This is a genomic window from uncultured Williamsia sp., assembly GCF_947494875.1.
Taxonomy (GTDB): Bacteria; Actinomycetota; Actinomycetes; order Mycobacteriales; family Mycobacteriaceae; genus Williamsia_A.
The window spans coordinates 383,323-409,919 of record NZ_CANLWM010000003.1 but is presented as its reverse complement, the minus strand read 5'-3'; the positions used below and the strand labels follow the sequence as shown (position 1 = coordinate 409,919).

At 71.2% G+C, this 26,597-nt stretch carries 25 protein-coding genes and 1 tRNA gene; 18 read left to right on the top strand and 8 right to left on the bottom strand.

The window, feature by feature from the left end; translation table 11 throughout:
* Positions 1–225: 225 nt before the first annotated feature.
* The 12 genes from Q1A98_RS10115 (at position 226) to Q1A98_RS10060 (ending at position 14,602) form a co-directional block, all read left to right on the top strand.
* Positions 226–2,109 (top strand): methylmalonyl-CoA mutase family protein, encoded by a 1,884-nt coding sequence (locus Q1A98_RS10115; RefSeq protein WP_299572858.1) that lies wholly within the window; start codon positions 226–228, stop codon positions 2,107–2,109.
* Positions 2,106–4,373 (top strand): methylmalonyl-CoA mutase, encoded by a 2,268-nt coding sequence (gene scpA, locus Q1A98_RS10110; RefSeq protein WP_299572704.1) that lies wholly within the window; start codon positions 2,106–2,108, stop codon positions 4,371–4,373. Before Q1A98_RS10115 ends, scpA begins: the two co-directional genes overlap by 4 nt.
* A 12-nt stretch (positions 4,374–4,385) precedes the next feature.
* Complete coding sequence (gene meaB / locus Q1A98_RS10105; RefSeq protein WP_299572701.1) at positions 4,386–5,375, top strand: methylmalonyl Co-A mutase-associated GTPase MeaB; 990 nt, start codon at positions 4,386–4,388, stop codon at positions 5,373–5,375.
* A gap of 153 nt (positions 5,376–5,528) precedes the next feature.
* Positions 5,529–6,410: a carbon-nitrogen hydrolase family protein gene (locus Q1A98_RS10100; protein ID WP_299572698.1), complete on the top strand. Its 882-nt coding sequence runs from the start codon at positions 5,529–5,531 to the stop codon at positions 6,408–6,410.
* Entirely contained in the window at positions 6,403–6,717 is a 315-nt protein-coding gene (locus Q1A98_RS10095; protein WP_299572696.1) for an MSMEG_0570 family nitrogen starvation response protein, read from the top strand. Before Q1A98_RS10100 ends, Q1A98_RS10095 begins: the two co-directional genes overlap by 8 nt.
* Positions 6,714–7,994 (top strand): MSMEG_0569 family flavin-dependent oxidoreductase, encoded by a 1,281-nt coding sequence (locus Q1A98_RS10090; protein ID WP_299572694.1) that lies wholly within the window; start codon positions 6,714–6,716, stop codon positions 7,992–7,994. The genes Q1A98_RS10095 and Q1A98_RS10090 overlap by 4 nt, the downstream gene beginning before the upstream one ends.
* Positions 7,995–8,008: 14 nt before the next feature.
* Positions 8,009–9,409, top strand: coding sequence for an AMP-binding protein (locus Q1A98_RS10085; protein ID WP_299572692.1), 1,401 nt, complete (start codon positions 8,009–8,011; stop codon positions 9,407–9,409).
* Positions 9,410–9,577: 168 nt separating this feature from the next.
* The gene (locus Q1A98_RS10080) at positions 9,578–10,102 is read left to right on the top strand and encodes an MSMEG_0572/Sll0783 family nitrogen starvation response protein (protein WP_299572690.1); all 525 of its coding nucleotides are present in this window, start codon (positions 9,578–9,580) and stop codon (positions 10,100–10,102) included.
* A 2-nt stretch (positions 10,103–10,104) separates the two neighbouring features.
* Positions 10,105–11,160 carry an MSMEG_0568 family radical SAM protein gene (locus tag Q1A98_RS10075; protein WP_299572688.1) on the top strand — a complete coding sequence of 352 codons (1,056 nt, stop codon included), beginning with the start codon at positions 10,105–10,107 and terminating at the stop codon, positions 11,158–11,160.
* The gene (locus tag Q1A98_RS10070; RefSeq protein WP_299572686.1) at positions 11,157–12,599 is read left to right on the top strand and encodes an MSMEG_0567/sll0787 family protein; all 1,443 of its coding nucleotides are present in this window, start codon (positions 11,157–11,159) and stop codon (positions 12,597–12,599) included. Before Q1A98_RS10075 ends, Q1A98_RS10070 begins: the two co-directional genes overlap by 4 nt.
* Positions 12,600–12,641: 42 nt before the next feature.
* Positions 12,642–13,514, top strand: coding sequence for a carbon-nitrogen hydrolase family protein (locus Q1A98_RS10065; protein WP_299572684.1), 873 nt, complete (start codon positions 12,642–12,644; stop codon positions 13,512–13,514).
* Positions 13,511–14,602: an MSMEG_0565 family glycosyltransferase gene (locus Q1A98_RS10060; RefSeq protein ID WP_299572683.1), complete on the top strand. Its 1,092-nt coding sequence runs from the start codon at positions 13,511–13,513 to the stop codon at positions 14,600–14,602. Before Q1A98_RS10065 ends, Q1A98_RS10060 begins: the two co-directional genes overlap by 4 nt.
* Here the strand turns inward: Q1A98_RS10060 and Q1A98_RS10055 are convergent.
* Genes Q1A98_RS10055 through Q1A98_RS10045 form a run of 3 tightly spaced genes read right to left on the bottom strand, consistent with a single transcriptional unit; the run spans position 14,578 to position 17,517 of the window.
* Entirely contained in the window at positions 14,578–15,639 is a 1,062-nt protein-coding gene (locus Q1A98_RS10055) for a nucleoside hydrolase (protein WP_299572681.1), read from the bottom strand. The two genes, Q1A98_RS10060 and Q1A98_RS10055, sit on opposite strands and share 25 nt — an antisense overlap.
* A 10-nt stretch (positions 15,640–15,649) precedes the next feature.
* Positions 15,650–16,132: a DUF664 domain-containing protein gene (locus tag Q1A98_RS10050; RefSeq protein ID WP_299572678.1), complete on the bottom strand. Its 483-nt coding sequence runs from the start codon at positions 16,130–16,132 to the stop codon at positions 15,650–15,652.
* On the bottom strand, positions 16,126–17,517 hold the full coding sequence (locus Q1A98_RS10045; protein ID WP_299572856.1) for an SDR family NAD(P)-dependent oxidoreductase: 1,392 nt from the start codon (positions 17,515–17,517) through the stop codon (positions 16,126–16,128). The genes Q1A98_RS10050 and Q1A98_RS10045 overlap by 7 nt, the downstream gene beginning before the upstream one ends.
* A 133-nt stretch (positions 17,518–17,650) precedes the next feature.
* Here Q1A98_RS10045 and Q1A98_RS10040 point away from each other — a divergent pair, with 133 nt between their 5' ends.
* Positions 17,651–18,172, top strand: a complete 522-nt coding sequence (locus Q1A98_RS10040; RefSeq protein ID WP_299572676.1) for a gluconokinase — start codon at positions 17,651–17,653, stop codon at positions 18,170–18,172.
* Between the two features lie 5 nt (positions 18,173–18,177).
* Here Q1A98_RS10040 and Q1A98_RS10035 read toward each other — a convergent pair.
* Positions 18,178–18,263, bottom strand: a tRNA-Leu gene (locus Q1A98_RS10035).
* A gap of 121 nt (positions 18,264–18,384) precedes the next feature.
* Between Q1A98_RS10035 and Q1A98_RS10030 the strand changes: the two genes are divergently transcribed.
* Positions 18,385–19,725: a M20/M25/M40 family metallo-hydrolase gene (locus tag Q1A98_RS10030; protein ID WP_299572674.1), complete on the top strand. Its 1,341-nt coding sequence runs from the start codon at positions 18,385–18,387 to the stop codon at positions 19,723–19,725.
* A 10-nt stretch (positions 19,726–19,735) separates the two neighbouring features.
* Here Q1A98_RS10030 and Q1A98_RS10025 read toward each other — a convergent pair whose 3' ends face one another.
* Positions 19,736–21,007 carry an HNH endonuclease signature motif containing protein gene (locus Q1A98_RS10025; RefSeq protein WP_299572673.1) on the bottom strand — a complete coding sequence of 424 codons (1,272 nt, stop codon included), beginning with the start codon at positions 21,005–21,007 and terminating at the stop codon, positions 19,736–19,738.
* Positions 21,008–21,252: 245 nt separating this feature from the next.
* Between Q1A98_RS10025 and Q1A98_RS10020 the strand changes: the two genes are divergently transcribed.
* Positions 21,253–21,747: a hypothetical protein gene (locus Q1A98_RS10020; RefSeq protein ID WP_299572669.1), complete on the top strand. Its 495-nt coding sequence runs from the start codon at positions 21,253–21,255 to the stop codon at positions 21,745–21,747.
* 105 nt (positions 21,748–21,852) lie between these two features.
* Positions 21,853–22,395, top strand: coding sequence for a YbhB/YbcL family Raf kinase inhibitor-like protein (locus tag Q1A98_RS10015; protein ID WP_299572667.1), 543 nt, complete (start codon positions 21,853–21,855; stop codon positions 22,393–22,395).
* Between the two features lie 21 nt (positions 22,396–22,416).
* Here the strand turns inward: Q1A98_RS10015 and Q1A98_RS10010 are convergent, their stop codons facing one another.
* The 3 genes from Q1A98_RS10010 to Q1A98_RS10000 are packed head-to-tail and all read right to left on the bottom strand — an operon-like array spanning position 22,417 to position 24,874.
* Positions 22,417–23,535: a quinone-dependent dihydroorotate dehydrogenase gene (locus Q1A98_RS10010; RefSeq protein ID WP_299572665.1), complete on the bottom strand. Its 1,119-nt coding sequence runs from the start codon at positions 23,533–23,535 to the stop codon at positions 22,417–22,419.
* Positions 23,532–23,813, bottom strand: a complete 282-nt coding sequence (locus Q1A98_RS10005) for a DUF5703 family protein (RefSeq protein WP_299572662.1) — start codon at positions 23,811–23,813, stop codon at positions 23,532–23,534. The genes Q1A98_RS10010 and Q1A98_RS10005 overlap by 4 nt, the downstream gene beginning before the upstream one ends.
* A gap of 23 nt (positions 23,814–23,836) precedes the next feature.
* Complete coding sequence (locus tag Q1A98_RS10000; protein WP_299572659.1) at positions 23,837–24,874, bottom strand: hypothetical protein; 1,038 nt, start codon at positions 24,872–24,874, stop codon at positions 23,837–23,839.
* A 75-nt stretch (positions 24,875–24,949) separates the two neighbouring features.
* Between Q1A98_RS10000 and Q1A98_RS09995 the strand changes: the two genes are divergently transcribed.
* Together Q1A98_RS09995 and Q1A98_RS09990 are read left to right on the top strand one after the other, a co-directional pair.
* Positions 24,950–25,792 (top strand): undecaprenyl-diphosphate phosphatase, encoded by an 843-nt coding sequence (locus Q1A98_RS09995; protein ID WP_299572657.1) that lies wholly within the window; start codon positions 24,950–24,952, stop codon positions 25,790–25,792.
* A gap of 56 nt (positions 25,793–25,848) precedes the next feature.
* Positions 25,849–26,571: an MSMEG_4193 family putative phosphomutase gene (locus Q1A98_RS09990; RefSeq protein WP_299572655.1), complete on the top strand. Its 723-nt coding sequence runs from the start codon at positions 25,849–25,851 to the stop codon at positions 26,569–26,571.
* The last annotated feature ends 26 nt before the right edge of the window (positions 26,572–26,597 follow it).

Here is a 26,597-nt window from a genome sequence, read left to right as displayed (position 1 = left end):
GACGCTGCGACCCCTCCCGACCGAGCGTTCACACGGGTGTGATCGTCGTCTCATGCTCGGATGGGGTAAGACACACGTGTAGCACCGGACACACGGGCGGCGCGACACGCCCACGCGTCCGGTCACGACGGTCGCCCGACCGTCGCCGAGGACAGGGAGTTCGCCGTGCCCCCATCATCCGACGCATCCGCCGACCCGGCGTCACCCGCACCGGCGGCCACCGACCTGCAGGCCGCCCGGGACGCCTGGGACGACGCGGTCGCCGGCGTGCTCGCGAAGGCCCGGCGGACCGAGCCCGAGCAGATCAGCCGCCCGGCCGCGGCGCACCTGCAGACCACCACCTACGACGGCACCACCATCGACCCGCTCTACACCCGGGCCGACGAGCTCCCCGAGCCGCCACTGCCGGGCGGTTTCCCGTTCGTCCGCGGACGCGAGGCGACCCGGGACGTGATGCGTGGCTGGCACGTCACCACCCGTGTCGGCGCCCCCGACGCCGACCCCGCCGACACGAACACCGCGATCCTGGAGGGTCTGACCACCGGCACCAGCGCGCTCTGGCTCACGCCCACCACCGATCCCGGTGACCTGCCCCGGATCCTCGACGGTGTCCTGCTCGACCTGGCGCCGCTCACTCTGGACGCCGGACGACACGTCACCGCGACCGCCGACGCCCTCTTCGCCCTGCTCGACGAGCGCGCCGCTGCACCCGCGGCCGGATCGGCGCCGCCGCCGGACGCGAGCACCACGCGGATCACGCTCGGCGTCGACACCCTCACCGCACAGTTCGCCGGCGTCGACTCCGCCACCCACGAGGAGGCGGTCGCGCTGACCCGTGCGGCCGTCGCCCGTCCCGAGGAGGTGCGTGCCCTCGTGGTGGACGGCACCGTCTTCCACGACGCGGGGGCCTCCGACGCGCAGGAGATCGGGGCCGCGATCGCCGCCGGACTGACCTACGTCCGGGCGGGGGTCGAGAACGGGCTGCAGGTCGCCGACGTCCTCGACACGATCGCGTTCCGGTTCGCCGCCACCGATCAGCAGTTCGAGACCATCGCGAAGTTCCGCGCGGCCCGACGGGTCTGGGCCCGGATCGCCGAGGTGCTCGGCGTGCCGGAGCACGGTGACGCCCCCCAGCACGCGGTGACCTCGGCCGCGATGATGACCCAGCGCGACCCGTGGGTGAACATGCTGCGCACCACGCTCGCGGCGTTCGGGGCCGGGTTGGGCGGCGCCGACGAGGTGACCGTCTCGCCGTTCGACTCCGCTCTGCCGCCGGGGGCGCTCGGGGTGTCGCGCTCCTTCACCGATCGGATGGCCGTTAACACCCAGCTGCTGCTGCTCGAGGAGTCCCACCTCGGGCGCGTGCTCGACCCGGCCGCGGGCAGCTGGTACGTCGAGTCCCTCACCGACGCCACGGCCGGGGCGGCGTGGGACGTCTTCACCGGCATCGAGGCGCAGGGTGGTTACCGCGAGGCCCTCGTGTCCGGTGCTCTGGCCGCGACGATCGGCGCGGTCCGCGACCGCCGCGCCGACGACGTCGCCCACCGCCGGCACGCGATCACCGGGGTCAGCGAGTTCCCGGACGTGGCCGAGAAGCCGCTGCCCGCACCGGAACCCGGGGCCGAGACCCGTCGGGTCAGCCGCCACGCCGCGCCGTTCGAGACCCTGCGCGACCGGTCGGACGCCCACCTGGCCGCCACAAGCTCCCGGCCTGCGGTGCTGCTGGCCCCGCTCGGCAGCCTCGCCGAGTACACCCCGCGCACCACGTTCACGATCAACCTGTTGGGCGCGGGCGGCATCGTGGCCGTCGACCCAGGGCCGGGTGCCGATCTGTCGTCCGCCGCCCGGGAGACCGCCTCGCCTGTCGCGATCGTCTGCGGCACCGACAAGCGCTACGCCGACGAGGCGGGGGACACCGTCGCCGCGCTGCGTGCAGCGGGGGTGACGCGAATCCTTCTGGCGGGCACCGAGAAAGCCGTCGCCCACCTCGAGGGCGACCGCAGGCCCGACGGGTTCCTGTCGCTCGGCATCGACGCCGTCGCGGCACTCACCGACATCCTCGACCTGCTGACCACGCAGGGCGCCGACACCGCAGGGGTCCCGGCATGACGACACACGACATCGAGCAGGGGATCGGCAGCTTCGCCGAGGTGCCTCTCGTCGGCGACACCGCGCCGCCCACGGTGCCGACCCCCGACGACACCGACGCGCTCACCGCGGCGGCCGCCAGTGCGCACGGGTACACCACCGACCAGATCTCGTGGACCACGCCCGAGGGCATCGAGGTCCCGCCGGTGTTCGCACGGGCCCACCGCGACGCCGTGGCCGCCGACGGGTTCCCCATCGACACCGTCCCCGGTGCGACCCCGTTCCTGCGCGGGCCCTACCCGACGATGTACGTGAACCAGCCGTGGACGATCCGCCAGTACGCCGGGTTCTCCACCGCCGCGGAGTCGAACGCCTTCTACCGGCGCAACCTCGCAGCGGGCCAGAAGGGCCTGTCGGTGGCCTTCGACCTCGCCACCCATCGCGGGTACGACTCCGACCACCCGCGTGTCGCCGGTGACGTCGGCATGGCCGGGGTCGCCATCGACTCGATCCTCGACATGCGTCAGCTGTTCGACGGCATCGACCTCGGGGCGGTCTCGGTGTCGATGACCATGAACGGCGCGGTGCTGCCGATCCTCGCCCTGTACGTCGTGGCCGCCGAGGAACAGGGTGTGCCGCCGGAGAAGCTCGCCGGGACCATCCAGAACGACATCCTCAAGGAGTTCATGGTCCGCAACACCTACATCTATCCGCCCGAGCCGTCGGTGCGGATCATCTCCGACATCTTCGCGTACACGTCGCAGAAGATGCCGCGCTTCAACTCGATCTCGATCTCCGGGTATCACATCCAGGAGGCCGGGGCCACAGCGGATCTCGAGCTCGCCTACACCCTGGCCGACGGCGTCGAGTACATCCGTGCCGGCCTCGACGCGGGCCTGGACATCGACAAGTTCGCGCCGCGGCTGTCCTTCTTCTGGGGCATCGGCATGAACTTCTTCATGGAGGTCGCGAAACTGCGTGCCGCGCGCCTCATCTGGAGCGAGCTCGTCGCGCAGTTCGAGCCGACGAACCCGAAATCGCTGAGCCTGCGCACCCATTCGCAGACCTCGGGGTGGTCGCTGACCGCGCAGGACCCGTTCAACAACGTCGCCCGCACCTGCGTCGAGGCGATGGCCGCGACGCAGGGACACACGCAGTCGTTGCACACCAACGCCCTCGACGAGGCGTTGGCGCTGCCGACGGACTTCTCCGCCCGCATCGCGCGCAACACCCAGCTCCTGCTCCAGCAGGAGTCCGGCACCACGCGGCCGATCGACCCGTGGGGCGGGTCGTACTACGTCGAGTGGTTGACCCACCAGCTCGCCGAGAAGGCGCGCGCCCACATCGCCGAGGTCACCGAGGCCGGCGGCATGGCGAAGGCGATCAGCGAGGGCATCCCCAAGCTGCGCATCGAGGAGGCCGCCGCCCGCACGCAGGCCCGCATCGACTCCGGACGCCAGCCGGTGATCGGCGTGAACAAGTACCAGGTCGAGTCCGACCAGGAGGTCGAGGTCCTCAAGGTCGAGAACAGCAAGGTCGCCGCCGAACAGCTCGAGAAGCTCGCCCGTCTCCGGGCCGACCGCGATTCGGCAGCCGTGGAGCGCGCCCTCGCCGAGCTCTCGCGTGCCGCCGCGAGTTCCGAACGGGGCGGGTCACTCGACGACAACCTCATGGCGCTGGCCATCGAGGCCGCCCGCCACCAGGCGACGGTCGGGGAGATCTCGGAGGCGTTGGAGAAGGTCTACGGTCGTCACCAGGCGGAGATCCGCACCATCAGCGGGGTGTACCGACAGGAGGCCGGACAGGTGGGCAACATCGACGCGGCCACCGCGATCGTCCGGGCCTTCGCCGAGGCCGAGGGTCGTCGCCCGCGTGTGCTCATCGCGAAGATGGGCCAGGACGGCCACGACCGCGGCCAGAAGGTCATCGCGACGGCCTTCGCCGATCTCGGCTTCGACGTCGACGTGGGCCCCCTGTTCCAGACCCCCGACGAGGTGGCCCGGCAGGCAGCCGACAACGACGTGCACGTCGTCGGGGTCAGTTCCCTCGCCGCCGGTCACCTCACCCTGGTGCCCGCCCTGCGGGACGCCCTCGCGGCGGTCGATCGCGAGGACATCATGATCGTGGTCGGCGGGGTCATCCCGCCGGGTGACTTCGACGCCCTGTACGCCGCGGGCGCGACAGCCATCTTCCCTCCCGGAACGGTGATCGCCGACAGCGCGGTGGAACTCGTCACCAAGCTGGGCGAGTCGCTGGGCCACGACCTGTCGGCCGCGGCGGGGTAGTCGCCGACACCGATGCCCGCACCCTCGATCGACCCCGGTGAGCTGGCCGCTGCCGTCCGGGACGGTGACCGTGCCCGACTCGCGCGCGCGATCACACTCGTGGAGTCCACGCGCCCCGACCACCGGTCCGCAGCCCAGGAGATGCTGCTGGAGCTGACCCCGCACGCCGGGAACTCCTACCGCGTGGGCATCACCGGCGTTCCCGGGGTGGGCAAGTCGACGACCATCGAGGCGCTCGGGATGCACCTGCTCGAGCAGGGTCACCGCGTCGCGGTGCTCGCCGTCGACCCGTCGTCGACGAAGACCGGTGGATCGATCCTCGGTGACAAGACCCGGATGGGGCAGCTGTCGGTGCACCCCGACGCCTACATCCGGCCGTCGCCCACCTCGGGCACGCTCGGCGGCGTCGCGAAGGCGACGCGCGAGACGATGGTGGTCCTCGAGGCAGCCGGCTACGACGTGGTCATCGTCGAGACGGTCGGCGTGGGGCAGTCCGAGGTGACCGTCGCGAACATGGTCGACAGCTTCTGCTTCCTCACCCTCGCGCGCACCGGCGACTCGCTGCAGGGGATCAAGAAGGGTGTGCTGGAGCTCGCCGACATCGTGGTGGTGAACAAGGCCGACGGCAAGCACGAACGCGACGCCCGCTCCGCCGCGCGCGAACTCCGCGGCGCACTGCACCTGCTCTACCCCCACGACGCGCTGTGGCATCCGCCGGTGCTCACGATGAGCGCGCTCGAGAACATCGGTGTCACCGAGTTCTGGGACACGGTGCTCCAGCACAAGCAGGTGCTCGCCGACGCGGGCGAGTTCGCCGAGCGTCGGCGTCGCCAACAGGTCCGGTGGATGTGGTCGATGGTGACCGACATCCTCACCGACCGCCTCGACACCGATCCCGGTGTGCGGGAGGCCCGTCGGCGCGCCGAGGAGGCCGTCCGCTCGGGTGGTCTGACCCCCGCGCTGGGCGCACAGCAGATCGTCGAGGCGTTCGACGCGCGCTGATCCGGCTGCGGAGATGTCGCAAGCGTGACGACTGTGAGGACACCGCAGCGGCGGTTTGTTCTGTCGGTAACCACTGCGCAACACGCGGACCGCTTACTGGGTACAGCACACATCGACGTGTGTGCTCCCGTCCCCCAGCAGCAGGAGAGTGCGATGACGACCATCGCCGCCGTGTCCGCGAACTTCACCCGCGACCTCGACCAGAACTACGCCCTCATCGCCGATCTCGTCAGCCGGGCCCGGGCCCGCGGGGTCGACTTCCTCGTCCTCCCGGAGGCCGCGATCGGCGGCTACCTCTCCTCGCTGGGCAACCACGGCGACACGCGCCGGGACTCGGCGGTCTCGCTGCCCCCGGCGATCACCCTGGACGGTCCGGAACTCGCCCGGGTCCGCGACATCGCCGGTGACATGCTCGTCGCCATCGGCTTCTGCGAACTCGCCGACGGTCCCGACGGCGAACCCACCCGCTTCAACGCCGCCGCGGTGCTCGACGGCAGTGGCATCTACGGCAACTACCGCAAGGTGCACCAGCCGTTGGGCGAGAACATGTCCTACGCATCCGGCGACGGGTACGGGGTGTTCGACACGCCCGTCGGCCGTGTCGGCCTGCAGATCTGTTACGACAAGGCGTTCCCCGAGGCGGCCCGCGTGATGGCGCTCGACGGGGCCCAGATCATCGCCAGCCTCTCGGCGTGGCCGGCCGCACGCACCGCCACCGCCGAGGACCTGCAGCAGGACCGGTGGACCTACCGGTTCAACCTGTTCGACTCCGCCCGCGCCCTGGACAACCAGGTGTTCTGGGTCGCCTCGAACCAGTCCGGCACCTTCGGGTCGCTGCGGTACGTCGGCAACGCCAAGGTCGTCGACCCGGGCGGCAACGTCCTGGCCACGACACTTCTCGAATCCGGCATGGCTGTCGCGGACGTCGACATCGAGGGCACGTTCGCCGCGATGCGCGGAGGGATGTTCCACCTGCGCGACCGTCGCCCCGACGTGTACGGCGCACTCACGCAGGGGAACCTGGCCCATGCCTGAGATGACCGTGACCGTCCGCTGGCCCGACGGCACTCGCGACGACTGCTACTCACCGAGCCTCGTGATGCACGACCACCTCACGGCCGGCACCGACTACACGGTCGCCGACTTCACCGACCGCGCGACGGTCGCGCTCGGCGAGGCGGCCGAACGTGTCCGGGCCCGCTACGGGTTCGCCTGCACCTCCGCCATGGCCACCGCCGACCACATCCGTTCGCGCGCCGAGGGCTTCGCACCCGATGCGACCGTCACCGTCGTGGCGATGCACCCGCCGCTGCCGGCCACCGTCTCCAGGGGCACCCGGTGAGCGGCCACGTCTCCGTCGCCGTCGTCGGTGGTGGACAGGCGGGTCTGGCCGTCAGCTGGTATCTCACCGAGTCCGGCGTCGATCACGTGGTCCTCGAGGCGCACACACCGATGCACCACTGGTCCGACACGCGCTGGGACGCGTTCACCCTCGTGACCCCGAATTGGCACTGCCGCCTGCCTGGTCACGCCTACGACGGGGACGACCCGGACGGCTTCATGACCCGCGACGAGGTCGTCGCCTGGCTCGATCGGTGGCTCGAGGACTTCCACCCGCCGCTGCGCACCCACACCCGGGCCACCCGCCTGAAGCACGCACCGGCCGGCGGGTGGGAACTCACCGTCGAACCCACCGGTGGCGGGACGGCGGAGGTGCTCACCTGTGACGAGGTCGTCGTGGCGACCGGCGGCTACCAGGTGCCGATCATCCCGCCGTACGCCGCGCGCATCCCCGCCGGCATCGAGCAGCTGCACTCCGCGCAGTACCGGAACCCCGACCAGCTGCGGCCCGGAGCGGTGCTGGTGGTCGGCACCGGTCAGTCCGGCGCTCAGATCGCCGAGGACCTGCATCTCGCCGGCCGTACCGTCCACCTCGCCGTCGGCGGCGCACCCCGCGTCGCCCGGTTCTACCGCGGCCGCGACGTCATGACCTGGCTCGCCGACATGGGGCTCTACGACACCCCGGTCGCCCAGTATCCGGGCGGCGCACCCGCACGCGAGAAGACGAACCACTACGTCACCGGGCGTGACGGGGGCCGCGACATCGACCTGCGCGCGTTCGCGCGCGAGGGGATGCAGTTGCACGGCCAGCTCGTCGACTGCGACGGTGCCGGGCTGCGGTTCGCACCGACGCTGACCGCGGCCCTCGACGGCGCCGACGCGGTCTACAACTCGATCTGCACCGACATCGACCGGTACATCGAGCGGGAGGGCCTCGACGCCCCGCCGCCGTCGCGGTACGAGCCCGTGTGGGAGCCGGCCGACGAAGCGACCGAGGTCGACCTCGCGTCGGCGGGGATCACGTCGGTGGTGTGGGCCATCGGGTACCGCCCCGACTGGTCCTGGATCGAGGCCAGCGCGTTCGACGGCGCCGGCCGACCGATGCAGACCCGCGGCATCAGCGAGGTGCCCGGTCTCAGCTTCATCGGTCTGCCGTGGATGCACACGTGGGGATCGGGTCGATTCCTCGGCGTCGACACCGACGCACGGCATGTCGCCGACGTGGTGGCGCGGCGGGTCGGTTCCGTCGGAGGACTCCGGCTGGCCGTCTCGGGCTGACGATGTCCGGGGACGTGCCCATCGGGGACCTCGTCGCTCGCCGGGCGCTGCGCGAGCCCGACGAGGTGCTCGTCGTGGACGCCGGCACGGGCGAGGAACTCACCACCACCGCGCTCGACGCGGCTGCCACCGCCCTGGCCGGTCGGTTGCGGGCCGTCGGTGTGGTGCGCGACGACACCGTCGTCGTCGCGCTGCCCACGTCGACCGCGATGGTGGCTGCGCTGGTCGCGGTGTGGACGGCCGGAGCGGTCCCGCTGCCGGTGTCGCCTGATCTGCCACCGGACGAGCGTGCACACCTCGACCGGCTCGCCGGGCCCGCAGCCGTGATCGGTGTCGCGGCACCCGGATCGGCGGTCCCGACGATCGAGTCCGTCGACTCGGACGGTGCGGGCGCCGCGGCGGGCGTGCCGAGCGGCCAGTGGGCGTCGTCGTGGAAGGTGTCGACGTCGTCGGGCAGCACCGGCCCCCGCAAGCTCATCCGGTCGACCGTGCCGGCACGCTTCGACCCGGACCGTCCGGTCGCGCCGTTCCTGCCCGGCCGCGCCGTGCAACTCGTGACCGCCGACCTGTGGCACCCCGCGGCGTTCACCTACGCGTTCCGCGGCCTCATGACCGATCACCGGCTGGTGCTCGCGCCGCGTGCCGACGCCTCCGACCTCCCCGACATCATCCGGCGTCAGGAGGTCACCTGGGCGCTGATGGCCCCGTCGCTCCTCCGGCGCCTCGTCCGATTGCCCGTCGATCGCCGCGGGGAGGTCCCAACCCTGCGGTCCGTTGTGCATCTCGGCGCACCGTGCCCGCCGGCGGACAAGCGGGCACTCATGGACTGGCTGGGCCCCGAGCGCGTCGTCGAGGTGTACGCCAGCAGCGAGTCGTTCGGGCTCACCATGATCACGGGGGCCGAATGGCTGGCCCGGCCCGGCAGCGTCGGACGGGGGATCGGGGGGACACAGATCGCCGTCCGCGACGACGACGGCCGAGACCTGCCGGCCGGTGAGGTCGGCACGGTGTGGATGCGGCGTGACGGGCCGCCCCGGTACTCCCGCGTCGGCGGTGCGACGTCGAGAACCGACGACGGGTGGGACACCGCAGGCGATCTCGGGCGCCTCGATGCGGACGGCTGGCTGTACCTCGTCGGCCGCACCACCGACAGACGCTCCTGCGGCGACACCGTCGTCGACCTCGCCCGCGTCGAGGAGCACCTGCTGCGCCACGGCGACGTCGTCGAATGCCTCGTGAGCCTTCCCGCGGGACAGGGGTTGTGCGCGGACATCACCCTCGCAGACCATGCCGACGAGCCCGCGATCGCCGAGTTCGCGCGTGCGGTCGTGGCGCGACACTGTCGCCCCGGTCGGATCCGGCTGCGGCGCAGTCCCATCCGTGACTCGGCGGGCAAGGCACGTCGACCGACGTGACGCGTCACGGCGTGTGCGACGTCGGAAACGCCGCCGCAACACTCGGATGCGCCTGTAACACAGCGTTGTTCCGGACCGAACCACCGCGCAACGCCATCACCGTTGACTGGTCCTCACCAGAGCCGGATCCCCGGCTCTCGGTCCGACACTCTCCTCCCGGAGGATCCCATGTCCGAGATCGACGACACCATCGCCGCCAACATCGCCACCTCGCTCGCCGAGATCCCACATCCCTCGCTGCCCAAGGGCTCGAACATCTACGGCGGCACCAAGCTGTTCCCCGACTACCAGGCCGAGGACGGCGAGACCTACTTCACCCTGGTGCACGGCATCGCGCACGAGTCGTCGGTGAGCTTCGTCGCCGTCCTGCAGGCCACCCGCGCGCTGCGCAAGGGGTTCGAGTCCGCGATCTACTTCTACGGTCCCGGTGCGATCAACTGCCTGGCCACCCGCGGGTTCCCGACCACCGGCGACAGCGGCTTCCCGGGTGAGCAGAACATCAACAACTCGCTCGAGACCTTCATCGGCGAGGGCGGGACCGTCTACTGCTGTCGCTTCGGACTCGCACTGCACGGCGGACGCGAGGAGGACCTCATCGCCGGCGTGATCCCGGCGCATCCGCTCGACGTGCAGGACGCGCTCATCCACTACGCCCGCAAGGGCGCCATCATCAACTCCACCTACATGGTCTGATCATGTCGGTCTCCACCCGCGTCGATCTCGCACTCCTCGGCATCCGCGGTGACCCGCCGGTGTCGAGGGGCGCGGGCGCCGGCCCCAGCGCCGACGGTCATGTCGTCGTCGACGGTCTGGGCGCGGCCATCCCGCGGAACCCGCTCAGCCCCTATGTGTTCGACGGGGACCGCATCCTCCTCGACGGCGCGGACACCGGGCTGTCGGTGGAGGCCGTCGCACGTCCACGCTTCTACGATCTGCACACCGCAGACGGCGTCGCCTACGAGAAGCTCGCGCGCCTGCACGGTCGCGACGTGCTGGCGACGACCGTCGTGCAGACCTGCGTGCGGTATGCACCCGACCAGCGCTGCCGCTTCTGCACCATCGAGGAGTCGTTGCGGTCGGGCGCGACGGTCGCGGTGAAGAAGCCGGCCGACCTCGCCGAGGTCGCCCGCGCCGCCGTCGACCTCGACGGAGTCCGACAGATGGTGATGACCACGGGCACGTCCAACGGCCGCGACCGTGGCGCAACCCATCTCGCGCGATGTGTGCGCGCGGTGCGGGCCGCCGTGCCGGAACTGCCGGTGCAGGTGCAGTGCGAGCCACCGGCCGACCTCGCGGTCATCACCGACCTGCACGAGGCGGGTGCCGACGCGATCGGGATCCACGTCGAGTCCCTCGACGACGAGGTGCGGCGACGGTGGATGCCGGGCAAGGCACAGGTGCCGCTCTCGGAGTACCGTGCGGCCTGGGCTGAGGCCGTGCGGGTGTTCGGCCGCAATCAGGTGTCGACGTATCTCATCGTCGGCCTCGGCGAGGACCCGGAGGAACTCGTCGCCGGGGCGAGCGATCTGGTCGAGATGGGTGTGTACCCGTTCGTCGTGCCGTACCGGCCGCATCCCGGCTCGCTCGCCGTGGAGGTCGACGGGGTGGGACCGCCCGACGCGGCCGTGTACGAGAAGGTGGCCCGCGGGGTCGCCGACCGTCTGCGCACCGCGGGGATGAGCGGGTCGGACCAACGGGCCGGCTGCGCGGCCTGCGGCGCGTGTTCGGTGCTCCCGGCGGTGGGCGGATGATCGTCGACGTGCGCGGCCCGTCAGCAGTCGACCTGTCCGGTCCGATGTCGATCCTCGAGGGCATGCCGCGGACCGCCACCGTGCCCGCGGGGTTCCTGGTCCGACCGGCGGACACCACCGAGCATCACCGGCGGTATCGCGCGCTGCGTCGTGCGACCTTCGTCGACGCACAGGGTGTGTTCCCACACACCGACGTCGACGAGATCGACCTTGACGACCGCACGGTCGTCCTCGTCGCGATCGCCTCGGACGGCGACGTCATCGGCGGGGTTCGGCTCGCGCCGGTCGGCGAGACCGACATCGGGTGGTGGACAGGCAGCCGACTGGTCGTCGCACCCGATCGCCGCGGTGCCACGGTCGCGTCGGCGCTGATCCGCGCGGCCGTCGCGCATGCCGAGAGTCGAGGCGTGCTGCGCTTCGACGCGTGTGTCAACGCCGCGCAGCGCGGTCTGTTCACCCGCCTGGGGTGGACCGCCGAGGGCGACACCATGATCGGCGACATCCCGCACGTGCACATGCGTCGACCCATGCCCCGGATCGCCCGGATCGCCCACGACACCAAGGCGTTCCTCGCCGACGTCCTCGCGCCGCTCCGTTCGCACGCCGGCGGACTCGGTCCCGCCGGGTTCGTCGGCGACGACGGCGTCCCGGTCCCGGGCGGCGACACGATCGCCGCCTGTGACGCGATCCTGCCCTCGATGGTCGACCGCGACCCGTGGTGGGCCGGGTGGTGCTCGGTGCTGGTGAACCTCAACGACCTCGCCGCGATGGGCGCCACGCCCACCGGTCTGCTCGACGCGGTCGGTGCCCGCACCACGTCCCAGCTCACCCGCGTCGTCCGCGGCCTCGCGGCCGCCGCACAGACGTGGGGTGTGCCCGTGCTCGGCGGTCACACCCAGGTCGGCGTCCCGGCGTCGCTGTCGGTCACCGCCCTGGGTCGTACCAGCCGTCCCATCCCGGCGGGTGGCGGACTCGTCGGCGACACGCTGCGGCTCACCGTCGACGTGACCGGCGGGTGGCGCCCCGGATACACCGGTGCACAGTGGGATTCGACGTCGCGCCGCAGCGCCGACGACCTGCGGGCGATGAACGGTCTCGTCGCACGATCGACGCCACGCGCGGCCAAGGACGTCTCGATGGCCGGCGTCGTGGGCACCACCGGGATGCTGGCCGAGGCCGGTGGGACCGGCGCCTGCATCGACGTCGCCGCGGTACCTCGCCCGTCCGGTGCCGACATGGCGTCCTGGCTCACCTGTTTCCCCGGGTTCGGGATGCTCACCGCGGACGCGCCCGGCGCCGCGGCCCCCGACGCCCCCGCAGGCGTGGCGACGGCACCCGTCGGCAGGTTGACCTCCGAGCCCGGTGTCCGGTTGCGCTGGCCGGACGGTGTCGAGACCCTCGCGGTCGGGCCGTCGGTGACCGGGCTGGGCCCCGCATGAGCCGACCGGCGCGGCGGGTCGCGGACTCCCGGGGCTGACCGCATGGCCCCCATCACGATCGGTGCGGTCGCGGCGCACTTCGGTCGCGACCTCGACCGGTCTCTGGAGAAGGTCGTGGGGATCGTCGAGGCGGCGGTCCGGGACGGCGTGGACCTGCTGGTGCTGCCACACGCCTGCCTGGGCGGGTACATCGGCGATCTGCGCGACCCCGACCTCACCGAGTTGCCGCCGCCGGTCCACCTCGACGGACCCGAACTCGCGGCCGTCCGTGCGGCCGCCGGGTCGACGACGGTGTGCCTCGGTCTCACCGAGGACGCCGGCGCGGCCCGACGGCACAACACCGCCGTGTGTCTCACCGGGGACGGGATCCTCGGTGTGCACCGGAAGGTGCACCAGCCGGCGGGGGAGGCGCGCGCGTTCGCACCCGGGGACCGGTTCGCGTCGTTCGACACCCCGGTCGGGCGGGTCGGGATGCTCATCGACTACGACAAGACGTTTCCCGAGTCGGCGCGCACCCTCGCGCTCGACGGCGCGGAGGTCCTCGCGATGCTGTCGGCGTGGCCCGCGAGCGTCACCGACCGCGCGTCCCGACTGCCCGCCGACCGACAGTCGCGCCTGTTCGACCTCTACGACGCCGCGCGGGCCGCCGAGAACCAGGTCGTGGTCGCGTCGGCGAACCAGACCGGCGTGATGGGATCGCTGCGGTTCCTCGGCCAGGCCAAGGTGGTCGGCCCGGGTGGGGAGACGCTCGCGACCACGCGCTCGAAGGGGGGCATGGCCACCGTGAGCATGGACGTCGACGCCGAGATCGCCCGCGCGCGTCGCGTTCTCGACCACCTGTCGGAACGTCGGATCGACACCTACCGCATCGCCGCGGCCGAGTCGTCCGACCCGACAGGGGGTGTCCTCGCGTGAGGGTGGCTCTCGTCACCTACTCGACGCGACCGCGTGGCGGGGTGGTGCACACCCTCAACCTCGCGGAGGCGCTGGCGCGGGCCGGGGCACGGGTCACGGTGCACTCATTGGCCCGCGACGGCGACCCCGGGTTCTTCCGGCCCGTCGACCCGTCGGTGGAGGTCCGCCTGATCCCGTTCGCCGCGCGCGACGGCGAGTCCGTGGCCGACCGCATCGTGCGGTCGATCGCGGCGCTCGCCGACGGCGTCGACCACGCGGGGTTCGACATCGTCCACGCCCAGGACTGCATCAGCGCCAACGCGGTCGGCACCTGCATCCGGACCGTCCACCATCTCGACACCTTCACCACGCCGGTTCTGGTGCGCTGCCACGAGAAGGCGATCGTCGACCCCTATGCGCACATCTGTGTGTCGGCGGCGGTCGCCGCCGAGGTGACGGCGGGCTGGGGCATCACCCCGACCGTGATCCCCAACGGTGTCGACGCCCTCCGCTTCTCCACCGCCGCCGGCGACGACCCGACCGCGGTCACCGCACGGCAGGCGTGGCGGCATCGACTGGGCCGCTTCGTCCTCGCCGTCGGCGGCATCGAACCCCGCAAGGGCAGCATCGACCTGCTCGAGGCGTGGGCGCGGATGCGTCGGCGGCACCCCGACGTCGACCTCGTCGTCGCCGGCGGGGAGACCCTGTTCGACTACCGCGACTATCGCGCCGCCCACGACCGACGCGCCGACGAGCTCGACGCCCACCCCACGGTGTTGGGCCCGGTGGCCGAGGCCGACCTGCCGTCCCTGGTGGCGGCGTGCGACGTGTTCGCGTTCCCTTCGGTGAAGGAGGGGTTCGGGCTCGCGGCGATGGAGGCGCTCGCCGCGGGGCGGCCCGTCGTCACCCGTGACCTACCCGTGCTGCGAGAGGTATTCGGCGACACCGTGTCCTACGCCGCCGACGTCGACGCGTTGGCCGCCGCGATGTCGACAACACTCGATACCGCGCACGACGCGGCCTCAGGGCGGCGTCTCGCCGAATCGCTGACATGGGACGCGGCCGCGCAGGCGCACCTGGAGTTCTACGAGCGCAACCCGTTGCCCTGATCGCCGTCCGGTGTCCGCCGCGCGAGGTCGGCGACGCGGTCGACGATGTCGTCGAGCGCGGCGTCCGCGTCCGTCGTCGTCGCGACACGCGCGTTCACCGGGCGACCCCACATGCCGCGGGTGTCGGCGACCGTGGTGCCGCGGGTGAGGGCACCGTCGACCTCGACGTCGACGACGGCCGGCCGCGTGGTCACGATGCCGGGGTCGACGGCGACCGCGGCGGCGAACGGGTCGTGCATGTGGCAGATGTATCCCTCGTCGTGGTCGGCGTGGAACTCGAAATAGAAACGGACGGCGTCGGTGACGTGACGGACAATCGTGTTCGACGCGACCGACCGGGTGCCGTACTCGTCGTCGGGGCCGGGCTGCTCCACGGGTTCGCTCTCGGCCGCGGCCGCCAGGCGGCCCAGGTGGTCAGGGGTGAAGGCGATGGACTCGGTGAGGTCCAGCGGACACACGATCGGCTCGGGAGCCCCGTCCCGGCCGAACGCCGCGAACACGGCCTTGGCGGCCTCCGGATCGACGGCGACGTTCCACTCCGACGTCGGCGTGGTGTTCCCGGGGTGGTGGAACGCCCCACCCATGATCACCAGGCGCCGGAGGCGGGCCGGCAGGCCGGGATCGGCGGCGATCGCCTGCGCCAGCGTGGTCAGCGGACCGGTGACGAGTCCGACGACCTCGCCGGGACGGCGGGTGGTGAGGTCGATCCACCAGTCCACCCCGGATGTCGTCGACGCCGGACGAGCGGCGGTGGGCAGATCCGCGTAGCCGACGCCGAGCGGGCCGTGGGTGTCCTCGGTGGTGCGCAGCGGCGCCACCAGCGGACCGGTGGCGCCGAGAGCGACGGGGATGTCGTCGCGGCCGCACAGCGAGAGCCACGCGAGGTTGTTGGCACACACGACGTCCGCGGGGACGTTGCCGGCCGTCGACACGACGGCGAGCAGCTCGGCGGACGGATGGGACAGCAGGTAGAGGATCGCCAGGGAGTCGTCGATCCCGGTGTCGCAGTCGAGGATCAGCGGGACGGACGTGGGCACGCGCACGACCCTACGCAGCGCCGTCGGCGGACGCGGTCAGCAGGTCGCGGGTGATCTCGAGCTGTCCGAGGTGCTGGGACAGCTCCCGCACGACGTGCAGCAGCATCCATTCCGGTGACGCCTCCCGTACCGCCGTCGTGCGGGTCGACCCGACCGCGGTCCGATCGCGGGGCCCCTCGCCGAGGGCGATGTCCACCCACCCCGGGACCCGGTCGGCGATGTCGGACAGCCGGGCCGCGACATCGGCGACGGTGCCGGTCGCGGTGAACTCACCGTCGCGGTCGCGGGGGATGCGTTCGCCGCCGACGACGCTGCCGAGCCAGAACTCGACCAGACCCACGCAGTGATTGGCGATGCCGTAGGGCGCGTTCGCCCCCGGGAGGTCCGGTCGTCGCGCGGCGTCGTCGTCGCCGAGTCCGACGACGAGATCGGCGATGGCCGTGAGGTTCTCCTGCAGCAGCGTGACTGCGGCGTCGTGCAGCGGTGTCACCACGGGTGCACCCGGAAGTCCTTGAGGAAGCACCCGGACAGGTCGATCCCGTTCTCCCCGTCCACGATCGGGTGGTAGATGCGTGCTGCGCCGTCGACGAGGTCGAGCGGGGCGCGGAAGCCCTCGTCGGCCAGCCGGGTCTTCGTTGTGTGCGGACGTTCGTCGGTGATCCACCCGGTGTCGACCGCGGTCACCAGGATCCCGTCGCGGGCCAGGTCGCCGGCGCTGGTACGGGTCAACATGTTCAGCGCGGCCTTGGCCATGTTGGTGTGCGGGTGGCCCGCGCCCTTGTAGCGGCGCGAGAACACACCCTCCATCGCCGACACGTTGACCACGTACCGACGGCGCGCGGTCGAGGCGCGGAGCGCGGGAGTCAGCCGCGACAGGAGGATGAACGGCGCGACGCTGTTGCACAGCTGCACCTCGAGCAGCTCCAGCGGGTCGACACCGTCCACGGTCGCGACCCAGCTGTTGGTGGACACCAGGTCGGGGAGCAGACCGCCGGCGTCGACAGCGGTCCCGTCGGCCAGTCGTGCCGGGGAGGCCGAACCCCCGGTCATCGCTGCCGCGGCGAGCGCCCGCGCACCCGCATCGGACATCGCGCCTGCGGTCTCGGTGGCCGACAGCAGTGCCGCGGGGTGGTGCGCCGCCTCACCGACCGTGAGCACGGGGACCTGCGAAGCGGCGCCGGTCAGCGGGGCCTGCTCGGCGTCGACGAGGGATCGGTACGCGCCGGGGGAGCGCCGCACGGTCTGCGCCGCGTTGTTGACGAGGATGTCGAGCGGCCCACCGGCGGCGACCTCGTCGGCGAGTGCGACGACCTGGGCGGGGTCGCGCAGGTCGATGCCGACGATGTGCAGGCGGTGCAGCCAGTCGTCGGCGTCGGAGCGTGCGGCGAACCGCCGGGCGGCGTCACGCGGGAAGCGGGTGGTGATGGTGAGGTCGGCGCCGTCGCGGAGCAGCATCAGCGCGACGTGCATCCCGATCTTGGCGCGGCCACCGGTCAGCAGGGCCCGGCGTCCGGTGAGGTCGACCCGTTGGTCGCGACGGGCGCCGTTGTCGCGGACGCAGTCCGGACAGAGCTGATGGTGGAAGGCGTCGACCTGGGTGTACTCCGTCTTGCAGATGTAGCAGCCCTGCGGGCGAACCAGGTGTCCGGCGATGCCGTCGGCCGAGGGGGTGAGGGGGAGACCGGCGGTCTCGTCGTCGACGCGATCGGGGGAGCCGGTGGCGGTCGCGTCGACGACGGCGCGGTCCGCGTCGATGCGAGCGCGTCGGGAGGTTCGTTTACGTGTCCGCTTCAGCTGTTTGAACATCGCGCCGACGGCGTGCTGCACGGCGACGGAGTCGGGATGGGTGGGGCCGAGGTCGGCGGCGCGGTCGAGAATTCGCCGTAGCTGCTCGAGATCATCGTCCGGGATACCCGGTTCGCGCGTGGTCTGCCCGGTCACGAGCGATCAGTGTAGGAAAGTCGCCCGCGGGACGCAGATCACGCCTCGCCGGGTCGTGCTACAAGAGGGTGTGGACGACGCCTCGCCGACCGACCGCCACATCTGCGTCATGGGGGTGAGCGGGTCCGGGAAGACGACCATCGCCACCCGGCTCGCGGAGCAGCTGGGCCGCACCTTCTGTGACGCCGACGATCTGCACCCTCAGAGCAACATCGACAAGATGGCCGCCGGCACCCCCCTCACCGACGACGATCGCCGTCCGTGGCTCGACGCGGTCGTCGCCTGGTGCGACGACCAGGCCGCCGCGGGGCGGTCGACGGTGTTCGCGTGTTCGGCGCTCAAGCGCAGCTACCGCGACCACCTCGCCACAGCGTCGGGTGGCGTGCTGTTCGTGGAGTTGGCCGTCCCGGAGGACGAGCTGCGACGACGACTCGAGTCGCGGACCGGGCACTACATGAAGGTGGCGATGCTGGCGTCGCAGCTGTCGACGTATGAGGATCTGCAGCCCGACGAGAACGCCGTGACGATCGACGCCACGGCCGAGATCGAGAAGACGGTGAGCGCCGCGGTCGACGCCGCGGCGCGTCGGTGAGTGTGTGTCCGGAGGGGGACTTGAACCCCCACGCCCGTTAATAGGGCACTAGCACCTCAAGCTAGCGCGTCTGCCATTCCGCCACCCGGACATGTGCGCCGCCGGAGCAGCGCGTCGACCACACTAGCCGAGGGCGCGCACGGTCCCCAAATCTCCCGCGCAGCCCGGTTCTCGCGGGTCCCGGGAGCGCCCGTCGGTGACAGGATGGCCGGGTGACCGACGACTCCACGCCCCGCGCCACCGACGAGGTGGTCGACCTGGTCAGCAGGTTGATCCGCTTCGACACCTCGAACACCGGCGAACTCGCCACCACTGCGGGCGAGGAGGAGTGCGCCCGCTGGGTCGCCGATCAACTCGCCGAGGTCGGCTACGAGACCGAGTACGTCGAGTCCGGACAACCCGGGCGCGGCAACGTGTTCGCGCGCCTGCGGGGGTCCGACCCCGACCGCGGCACCCTGCTGCTGCACACGCATCTCGACGTTGTGCCGGCGCGTCCCGAGGACTGGAGCGTCCACCCGTTCTCCGGCTCGGTGAAAGACGGCTACGTGTGGGGCCGGGGCGCGATCGACATGAAGGACATGGTCGGGATGGCCCTCGCCCTGGCCCGCCAGTTCGCGCGCGAGGGGACCGTGCCGCCGCGCGATATCCTGTTCGCATTTCTCGCCGACGAGGAGGCGGGCGGCAAGTGGGGGTCGCACTGGCTCGTCGAGAACCGGCCCGATCTGTTCGAGGGCGTCACAGAGGCGGTGGGTGAGGTCGGCGGGTACTCGCTGACCGTCGACACACCCGACGGTGACACCAAGCGGCTCTACCTCGTCGAGACGGCGGAGAAGGGCATCGCGTGGATGAAGCTGACCGCGACCGCCACCGCCGGACACGGGTCGTTCCTGCACGAGAACAACGCGGTCACGATCCTGGCCGAGGCGGTCGCCAAGCTCGGGCGACACACGTTCCCGCTGGTCATGACCGAGTCGGTGGGGGAGTTCCTCGCCGCGGTGTCGCAGGAGTCCACGCTCGACCTCGACGCCTCGTCGCCGGATCTCGAGACCACCCTGTTCAAGCTCGGGTCGATCGCGCGCATCGTCGGCGCCACCCTGCGGGACACCGCCAACCCGACGATGCTCGACGCCGGCTACAAGGCCAACGTCATCCCGCAGACCGCGACCGCGGTGGTCGACTGTCGGGTGCTGCCCGGGCGACAAGCCGAGTTCGAGGCCGAGGTCGACGACATCATCGGGCCGGATGTCACCCGCGAGTGGGTGACGAAACTCGATTCGTACGAGACCACTTTCGACGGCGATCTGGTGGACGCCATGAACGACGCGATCCTCGCCTTCGACCCGGACGGTCGGACCGTGCCCTACATGCTGTCGGGCGGCACGGACGCGAAGGCGTTCGCGAAGCTGGGCATCCGCTGCTTCGGCTTCGCGCCGTTGCAACTTCCGCCCGATCTCGACTTCGCGGCACTGTTCCACGGCGTCGACGAGCGGGTCCCCGTCGACGGCCTCCTCTTCGGCGTCCAGGTTCTGGAGCACTTCCTGCTCCACAGCTGATCTGTGCTCCTCAGGCAGCCTCGCCTGGGGCGTGAGCCGGTGCGCGTGATCGGTGTTCGTGTCCGGTGGGTGTTCGGATGAGCGCTTCGTGGGTGCCGTCGTCGTCGATCGCGGTCGTGACCGCCCAGCCGGGGCTCTCTTTCTGCCGGTTGTGGGTGCGGCATTCGCCGAGCCCGTTGAGGGCATCGGTGGGTCCGCCGTCGTGGTGGGGGTGGGCGTGGTCGATCTCGGCGATCGGTGCGTCGCAGTACGGGAAGCGACACGCGATGTCGCGGCGGGTGATGAACCGGCGCAGCCCGGAGGGGAAGATCCGGGCCTTCGACTCCATCGCTACGAGCGCACCCGAGTCGGGTGCCGCGAACAGACGTCGGAGTGTCACGAGGGCGTCGGCGTCGAGGGCGTCGGTGATCAGGTCCCGGGCGGTATCAGCTGGGATCGGCCCGTAGCCGGGGACCTCCGCCGCGGCGCTCGAGTCGCCGACGAGGACATCCGCGCTGAGGACCACGTCGACGGAGACGGCGACATCCTCCGCGCGGGCTTTGCCAGTCAATCGTTCGATCACGGTGTCGGCCATGATCTGAGCGTGGCTGCGGTCACCGTCCCCGACGAGGCCGTCCGCGTGCTGCTTGAGTGCGGCATAGGCGGCGATCCCGGCCTTCATCGGTAGTAGCGCGGAGAGCTGAACCATCGCATCGGGTTTCGGCCGCATCGTGACGCGACGGTCCTTCGGCGCGGATGCGTTGCGGTCGACCACCGCCTGTGGATCGCGCTGGTAGGCGATCTGTTTGGCCAATGCCTCGAGAGCGCGGTCACCGACACCGTCGAGAGTCGTGGCGTCGGAGCACAGTGCGTGGTCGATGATCCGGCGATCCTCGATCTGTAGGTACCCGGTCTCGCGAACGAGGATCGTGGCACGCCACTCCGACAACGAGCCGTCGCGGAGACGGGCAAACGTGTTCGGCATCTCGCCCAAAGCGCGGGCGAACCCGAGATGTCGGCCACCGGCGTTGCCCGACACCCGCCGCGCCAACGCCACCTCAGCAGACAACCCCCGGCACCGCCGCTCGATCGGAACACCGCGCTCGGCCTCAGCCGCCGACCGCAAATCCTGCAACCGCAAGGTCTGCTCCGCCTGAACAGCGGCACACGAGGACTTCACCGACTCCGCAAGAGAGATCAGATCGATCGCTTCGGCCTCATCGACAGCCGTCGGCAACTCGGCGAGCACAGCCATCACCTCGCGCAGTGCCGCGCGGGCGTCGACGGTGCCGATCGGGTTCATGAGTACATGTGTACACGCGGGGTCCGACAACTCTGGCTGTCCAAACCTGTTTGTGCGCAAATTAATTCGCGTCCACAAAGACGCGTGTTCCAACCGCCCAACCGATCACTCCAAACGCCCAGCGGACGGCTCCACCTGCCCAACAGACGTCGGTCGATCGCGTGAACCTGGGGCTTCCTAGTAACGCTCACTATCGACCTCGAGGACGTCAGGGATGTCCGATCCCCGTAGAAAGCGAGCGTCAGATGATCTCTCTCAGGAAGTCCACTGTCCGTCGCGTCACCGCCACCGCCGCAGCGGTTGCCGCCGTCGCCGTCATTCCCGTCGCCGGGGCGAACGCCGCCACCGGAGACGACAGCGTCCCGTTCACGCCGACCGTGTCGGTGATCCCGGGCTCACCGGCGTGTGCAGCCGTCCTCTCCGTCACCAAGCTCCCGCAGACCGTCTCCCGGCAGTACCGCGTGAAGGTCTCGGTGGCGCGGATCGGGACGAACTGCGGTCAGTTCATCTACTCCGTCAAATGGCGCAACCTCACCGAGGGTGGGTCGGGCGGTCAATACGGCACGGTCGCAAGCGACGGAACGGTGGACGGGCGCAGTGACGGAATCAGCGACGGGTTCGGGTACGCGCCCGGCGCCGGGCGCATTGCTGCCCGGGTCGACACCTATTCGAAGAGCGACGAATCAGGCGAGATCTCGCTGCCCCACATCGCCGGCACCGCGACGTTCACACTGCGCTGACCACCAGTGCTCCCGCCTCGGGAAGCCACGGGGCGGGAGCGTGGTTGTGGTCGAAGCAGGCGCGTGGCCGCGCGCCGTCGAGACGAGAGGATGTGCCTTACAGACATGTCGAGCTACAACCCGTACGACGCGCTCCCGGACCTCCCGACCTTCACGGTGACGTCGGAGAGCTTCTCCGACGGTGGCGCCTGGGGCTCCCGACAGGCCAGCGGGATGATGGGCCCCGGCGGTGACGACGCATCGCCGCAGGTCAGCTGGTCGGGCTTCCCCGCAGAGACCAAGAGCTTCGCGGTCACCGTCTACGACCCGGACGCCCCCACCGCCTCCGGGTTCTGGCACTGGGCCGTCGCCGACATCCCGGTGTCGACCACGTCACTGCCCGAGGGCGCCGGCGACGACACCGGCAGCGCACTCCCTCAGGGCGCGGTCACACTCGCCAACGACGGCGGCATGAAGCGCTTCGTCGGCGCGGCTCCGCCGCCCGGACACGGCCCGCACCGCTACTTCCTGGCCGTGCACGCCGTCGACGTCGAGTCGCTGGACCTGCCGGACGGCGCGACACCCGCCTTCCTCGGCTTCAACCTGTTCAGCCACGCCATCGCGCGAGGCATCATCCACGCCACCTTCGAGGTGCCCGCGGACAGCTGATCAGCGCTGGGACGACGCCCCTCACGCCTGCCGGGCGTGAGGGGCGTTCTCGCTCCCGACAGCCTCGGCCAGCGACCGGAACCCGTTGTCGCGCAGACGCTGTGCCACTCCGTCATGGATGTCGCGAACCCACATCGGCCCGCCGTAGATGAAACCCGTGTAGCCCTGGAGCAGGGACGCACCGGCCCGGATGCGTCCCCACGCCTGATCCGCGGTCTCGATGCCGCCGACGGACACCAGCGGCAGACGGTCGCCGACGCGCCCATACAGCCGACGCAGCACCTCCAGGGAGCGGTCGGCGAGCGGCGCGCCCGACAAGCCGCCCGCGCCCATGGCCGCGACGGCGTGCGCGCCGGTCCGCAGGTCCGCGCGTCCGATGGTCGTGTTCGTGCAGACGATGCCATCGAGGCCGAGGTCGACAGACAGGTCTGCGATGGCGTCGATGTCCTCGTCGGAGAGGTCGGGCGCGATCTTCACCAGCACGGGGATGTCCACGACGTCCTGCACCGCCGCGAGCAGCGGTCGGAGTGACGCCACCGCCTGCAGGTCGCGGAGGCCCGGTGTGTTGGGCGAACTGACGTTCACGACGAGGAAGTCCGCGACAGGGGACAGCAGCCGCGCGCTGTGCAGGTAGTCCTCGACGGCGTCGTCGGCCTCGACGACCTTGGTCTTGCCGATGTTCGCCCCGATCGGCACCGACAACGGACCTCCGAGTCGACGGGACAGTCGGTGTGCGGCGGCTGCGGCCCCGTGGTTGTTGAAGCCCATCCGGTTGATCAGTGCGCGGTCGGCGGGGAGCCGGAACAGTCGCGGGCGGGGGTTGCCGGGCTGTGCGGCACCGGTCACGGTCCCGACCTCGGCGAACCCGAAGCCCAGACCGGCCCACGCGTCCACCGCGCGGGCGTCCTTGTCGAACCCGGCGGCCAGGCCGAGCGGGGCGGGGAAGTCGACGCCGAACACCGTGGTCGCGAGTATCGGGTCACGTCGCGCGAACACACGTGCGGCCTGGTGGGCGACGCGCGGACGGGCGAGGAACCCCGAGAGCACCGCCGAGGCGACGGTGTGGATGCGCTCCGGGTCGATCAGGAACATCACCCGCAACGCCAACGGGTAGAGGAGCCGGTAGAGCGCGACGATCACGAGTCGTCCCGGATCGCGTCGGTGGTGGACGACCCGGGACCGGTGCGCGGACGTCGACGTTTCAGCAGCACTTTCCGGGTGCCGTCGGAGTACAGGCGGACGCGCGAGATCTCCCAGCCCCCGAACTCGGCCTCGATGGCCAACCGGACCGACGCGGTCACCCGCGTGACGTCCGGAGGCAGACGCAGGGGCACGTACTCGTAGTCGCCGCGGGTGGCGACCGTCCACTCGCGGGGGAACCCGGGCGCACGACCGCCGGTCGCCGCTGATCTGCGCATCTCGCCTCCTGCTGCTCGCCCGGTCAGTACGCCGCCTGTAGCCCGTCCCCGCGCGCCGACACCAGGTAGACGACACCGGAGTCCTTGTCGACGGCGATCGCGTCGGCCTGCCGCACGGTGGTCAACCGCTGCCGCTCCACCGGGATTCCGGACGCCAGGTCGAAGCCGACGAGACCGTTGTCACCCGTCGTCGCCACCCAGGCCAGGTCGCGAGCGTCGTCGTATCCTACGGCGTACGGCCCACCCGGAACCGGATAGCGGATCCGCATGACGATCGGGTCGCCGTAGAAGGCGACGATGTCGCCGGAGCGCGTGTCGGTGACCAGGAATCGTCCGAAGTGGTCGACCGTGATGTTGGTGGCGCCGTCGCCGGCCCGCAGCGCCTCACCCAGTGACGCGTCCGGGATGTCGACGGTGGTGACCGACGACTGCGCACGGTCGAGCGCGAGGACCTGGTCGTCCCGTCCCTGACGCGGGTGCACCGCCATCGCGTCGACACGGACGAGACCGCCGATGCGGGTCACCGGTGCGGCCGCGTTCGCGAGGTCGACGACGGTGATCTCGCCGGTGGCGCTGCCCACGAGGACACGACCGTCGGACAGGCGCGCCAGCGACAACGGCTGGGACACCGGCACCGACCGTGCGGTCACCGCCCCCGACGCGAGGTCGACGACGACGAGACGGTCGGCTGCCGCCCCGACGAGCACGCCGTCGCGGTCGGCGCCGAGCACGTCGACCTCGGCCGGCAGCGAGATAGTCTGCAGCGCAACGGGTCTGCGGGCGTCGGCGATCGAGTACACCGACACCGACGTCCGATCGGTGCCGAGCACGGCGATCCGCCGGCCGGCGGGGTCGAGGACCATCGACGACGACGCGGGTGCCGCGACGACCGTCCCCGACGGCGCCTGCGAACCCAGCGGGGGCGCGGCGAGCGGGGTCTGCGGGACGGTCGTCGCGACGTTCGGCCGCGACGACCCGCCGCCGGAACCGCAGGCGGCGAGCAGGGTCGTCGCCGCGACGATCACGACGGCGACGGCCGCGCGGCGGGGGTGGACTGGCATGGCGTCCATAGTGCTGCACCCGCCCGGGGTCGCTGACCGCCGGCGGTGGAATGTCCGTGTCGTACGATCCTCGCCGTGACCGACGCCATGACGTGGAGCCAGGCCATCGTCCTCGGGGCGGTGCAGGGCCTCACCGAGTTCCTCCCGGTCAGCTCCTCGGGGCACCTGCGGATCGTGTCCGGCATCTTCTACGGCGACGACGCGGGTGCGTCGTTCACCGCGGTCACCCAGCTCGGCACCGAGGCGGCCGTGCTCCTGTACTTCCTCCGGGACATCGTGCGCATCGTGATCGCCTGGGCGCGTGGCCTCTTCTCGCCCGGCGAGAGGGGACTCGACTACCGCATCGGGTGGTACGTGATCTTCGCCACCATCCCCATCGGGATCCTCGGCTTCGTGTTCAAGGACGAGATCCGAACCGGGGCACGGAATCTCTGGCTCATCGCCACCATGCTCATCGTGTTCTCGGGTGTCATCGTGCTGGCCGAGCGGATCGGCACCCGACGCCGGCCGATCGAGGAACTCACCCTGCGCGACGGGTTGACCATGGGCCTGGCGCAGTGTCTCGCCCTCGTCCCCGGGGTGTCGCGGTCCGGCGCCACCGCCAGCGCCGGTCTGTTCCTCGGCCTCGAACGCGCAGCGGCCGTCCGGTTCTCGTTCCTGCTCGCCATCCCGGCGGTCACCGCGTCCGGCCTGTTCAGCCTTCCCGACGCGTTCTCGCCCAGCGGCGACGGTCTGGAGGCGTCCGGACCGCAGCTGCTGGTCGCCACGGTGATCGCGTTCGCCATCGGCTTCGCGTCGATCGCGTGGCTGCTGAAGTTCGTCGAGCGGCACTCGCTGAACTGGTTCGTCGGCTACCGCGTCGTGGTGGGTGTGATCGTGCTGATCCTGCTGTCGACCGGGGTCGTCAGCGCCACGTGATCCGCCCTGCTCGGGACCCGGCGGCATCGTCGCGACGCAATGCCTAGTGTGAGTGCGTGACCGTCATCCTCCTGCGCCACGGGCGCTCGACCGCCAACACCTCCGGGGTGTTGGCCGGGCGCAGCGGCGGAGTCGACCTCGACGACACCGGGCGCTCGCAGGCCGACGTCGTCGTCGAACGCCTCGCCGACGTCGCCGAGCTGGTCGGCATCGTGCGGTCCCCGCTGCAGCGCTGCGAGCAGACCGTCGAGCCGCTGGCCCGCGCACGCGGCATCGAGCCGATCGTCGACGAGCGTCTGGTCGAGGTCGACTACGGCTCGTGGACCGGGCGCAAGATCACCGACCTCATCGGGCAGGACCTGTGGAAGACGGTGCAGCAGCAACCGTCGGCCGCGGTGTTCCCCGACGGCGAGGGCCTCGCCGACGTGCAGGCGCGTGCCGTGCGGGCCATCCGTGACCTCGACGCCCGCCTCGCCGGCGCTGACCGGTCCGGTGTCTGGGTCGCGTGCACCCACGGCGACGTCATCAAGGCCATCGTCGCCGACGCCATGGGCGTCCACCTCGACTCGTTCCAGCGGATCGTCGTCGAGCCGTCGTCGATGAGCGTCATCCGGTACAGCTCCGCGCGGCCCTACGTCCACGCGGTGAACTCGACGACGGGACGCCCCCCGGTACCCGCACCCCCGCCCGCACCGAAGGAGGGCGAGGCGGCGCCCAGCGGCGACGACGCCGTGATCGGCGGGTCGACCGGCGCACCGGCGCAGGCGGTGCGGCCGTGATCGACCGGCCGGGTACGGCAATAATC

Coding starts and splice junctions, on each gene's coding strand:
- Q1A98_RS10000 (WP_299572659.1), bottom strand. CDS start 24,874: ATGCCAGTCCACCCCCGCCGCGCGGCCGTCGCCGTCGTGATCGTCGCG.
- meaB (WP_299572701.1), top strand. CDS start 4,386: ATGCCCGCACCCTCGATCGACCCCGGTGAGCTGGCCGCTGCCGTCCGG.
- Q1A98_RS10065 (WP_299572684.1), top strand. CDS start 12,642: ATGGCCCCCATCACGATCGGTGCGGTCGCGGCGCACTTCGGTCGCGAC.
- Q1A98_RS10095 (WP_299572696.1), top strand. CDS start 6,403: ATGCCTGAGATGACCGTGACCGTCCGCTGGCCCGACGGCACTCGCGAC.
- Q1A98_RS10100 (WP_299572698.1), top strand. CDS start 5,529: ATGACGACCATCGCCGCCGTGTCCGCGAACTTCACCCGCGACCTCGAC.
- Q1A98_RS10015 (WP_299572667.1), top strand. CDS start 21,853: ATGTCGAGCTACAACCCGTACGACGCGCTCCCGGACCTCCCGACCTTC.
- Q1A98_RS10080 (WP_299572690.1), top strand. CDS start 9,578: ATGTCCGAGATCGACGACACCATCGCCGCCAACATCGCCACCTCGCTC.
- Q1A98_RS10005 (WP_299572662.1), bottom strand. CDS start 23,813: ATGCGCAGATCAGCGGCGACCGGCGGTCGTGCGCCCGGGTTCCCCCGC.
- Q1A98_RS10075 (WP_299572688.1), top strand. CDS start 10,105: ATGTCGGTCTCCACCCGCGTCGATCTCGCACTCCTCGGCATCCGCGGT.
- Q1A98_RS10025 (WP_299572673.1), bottom strand. CDS start 21,007: ATGAACCCGATCGGCACCGTCGACGCCCGCGCGGCACTGCGCGAGGTG.
- Q1A98_RS10020 (WP_299572669.1), top strand. CDS start 21,253: ATGATCTCTCTCAGGAAGTCCACTGTCCGTCGCGTCACCGCCACCGCC.
- Q1A98_RS10070 (WP_299572686.1), top strand. CDS start 11,157: ATGATCGTCGACGTGCGCGGCCCGTCAGCAGTCGACCTGTCCGGTCCG.
- scpA (WP_299572704.1), top strand. CDS start 2,106: ATGACGACACACGACATCGAGCAGGGGATCGGCAGCTTCGCCGAGGTG.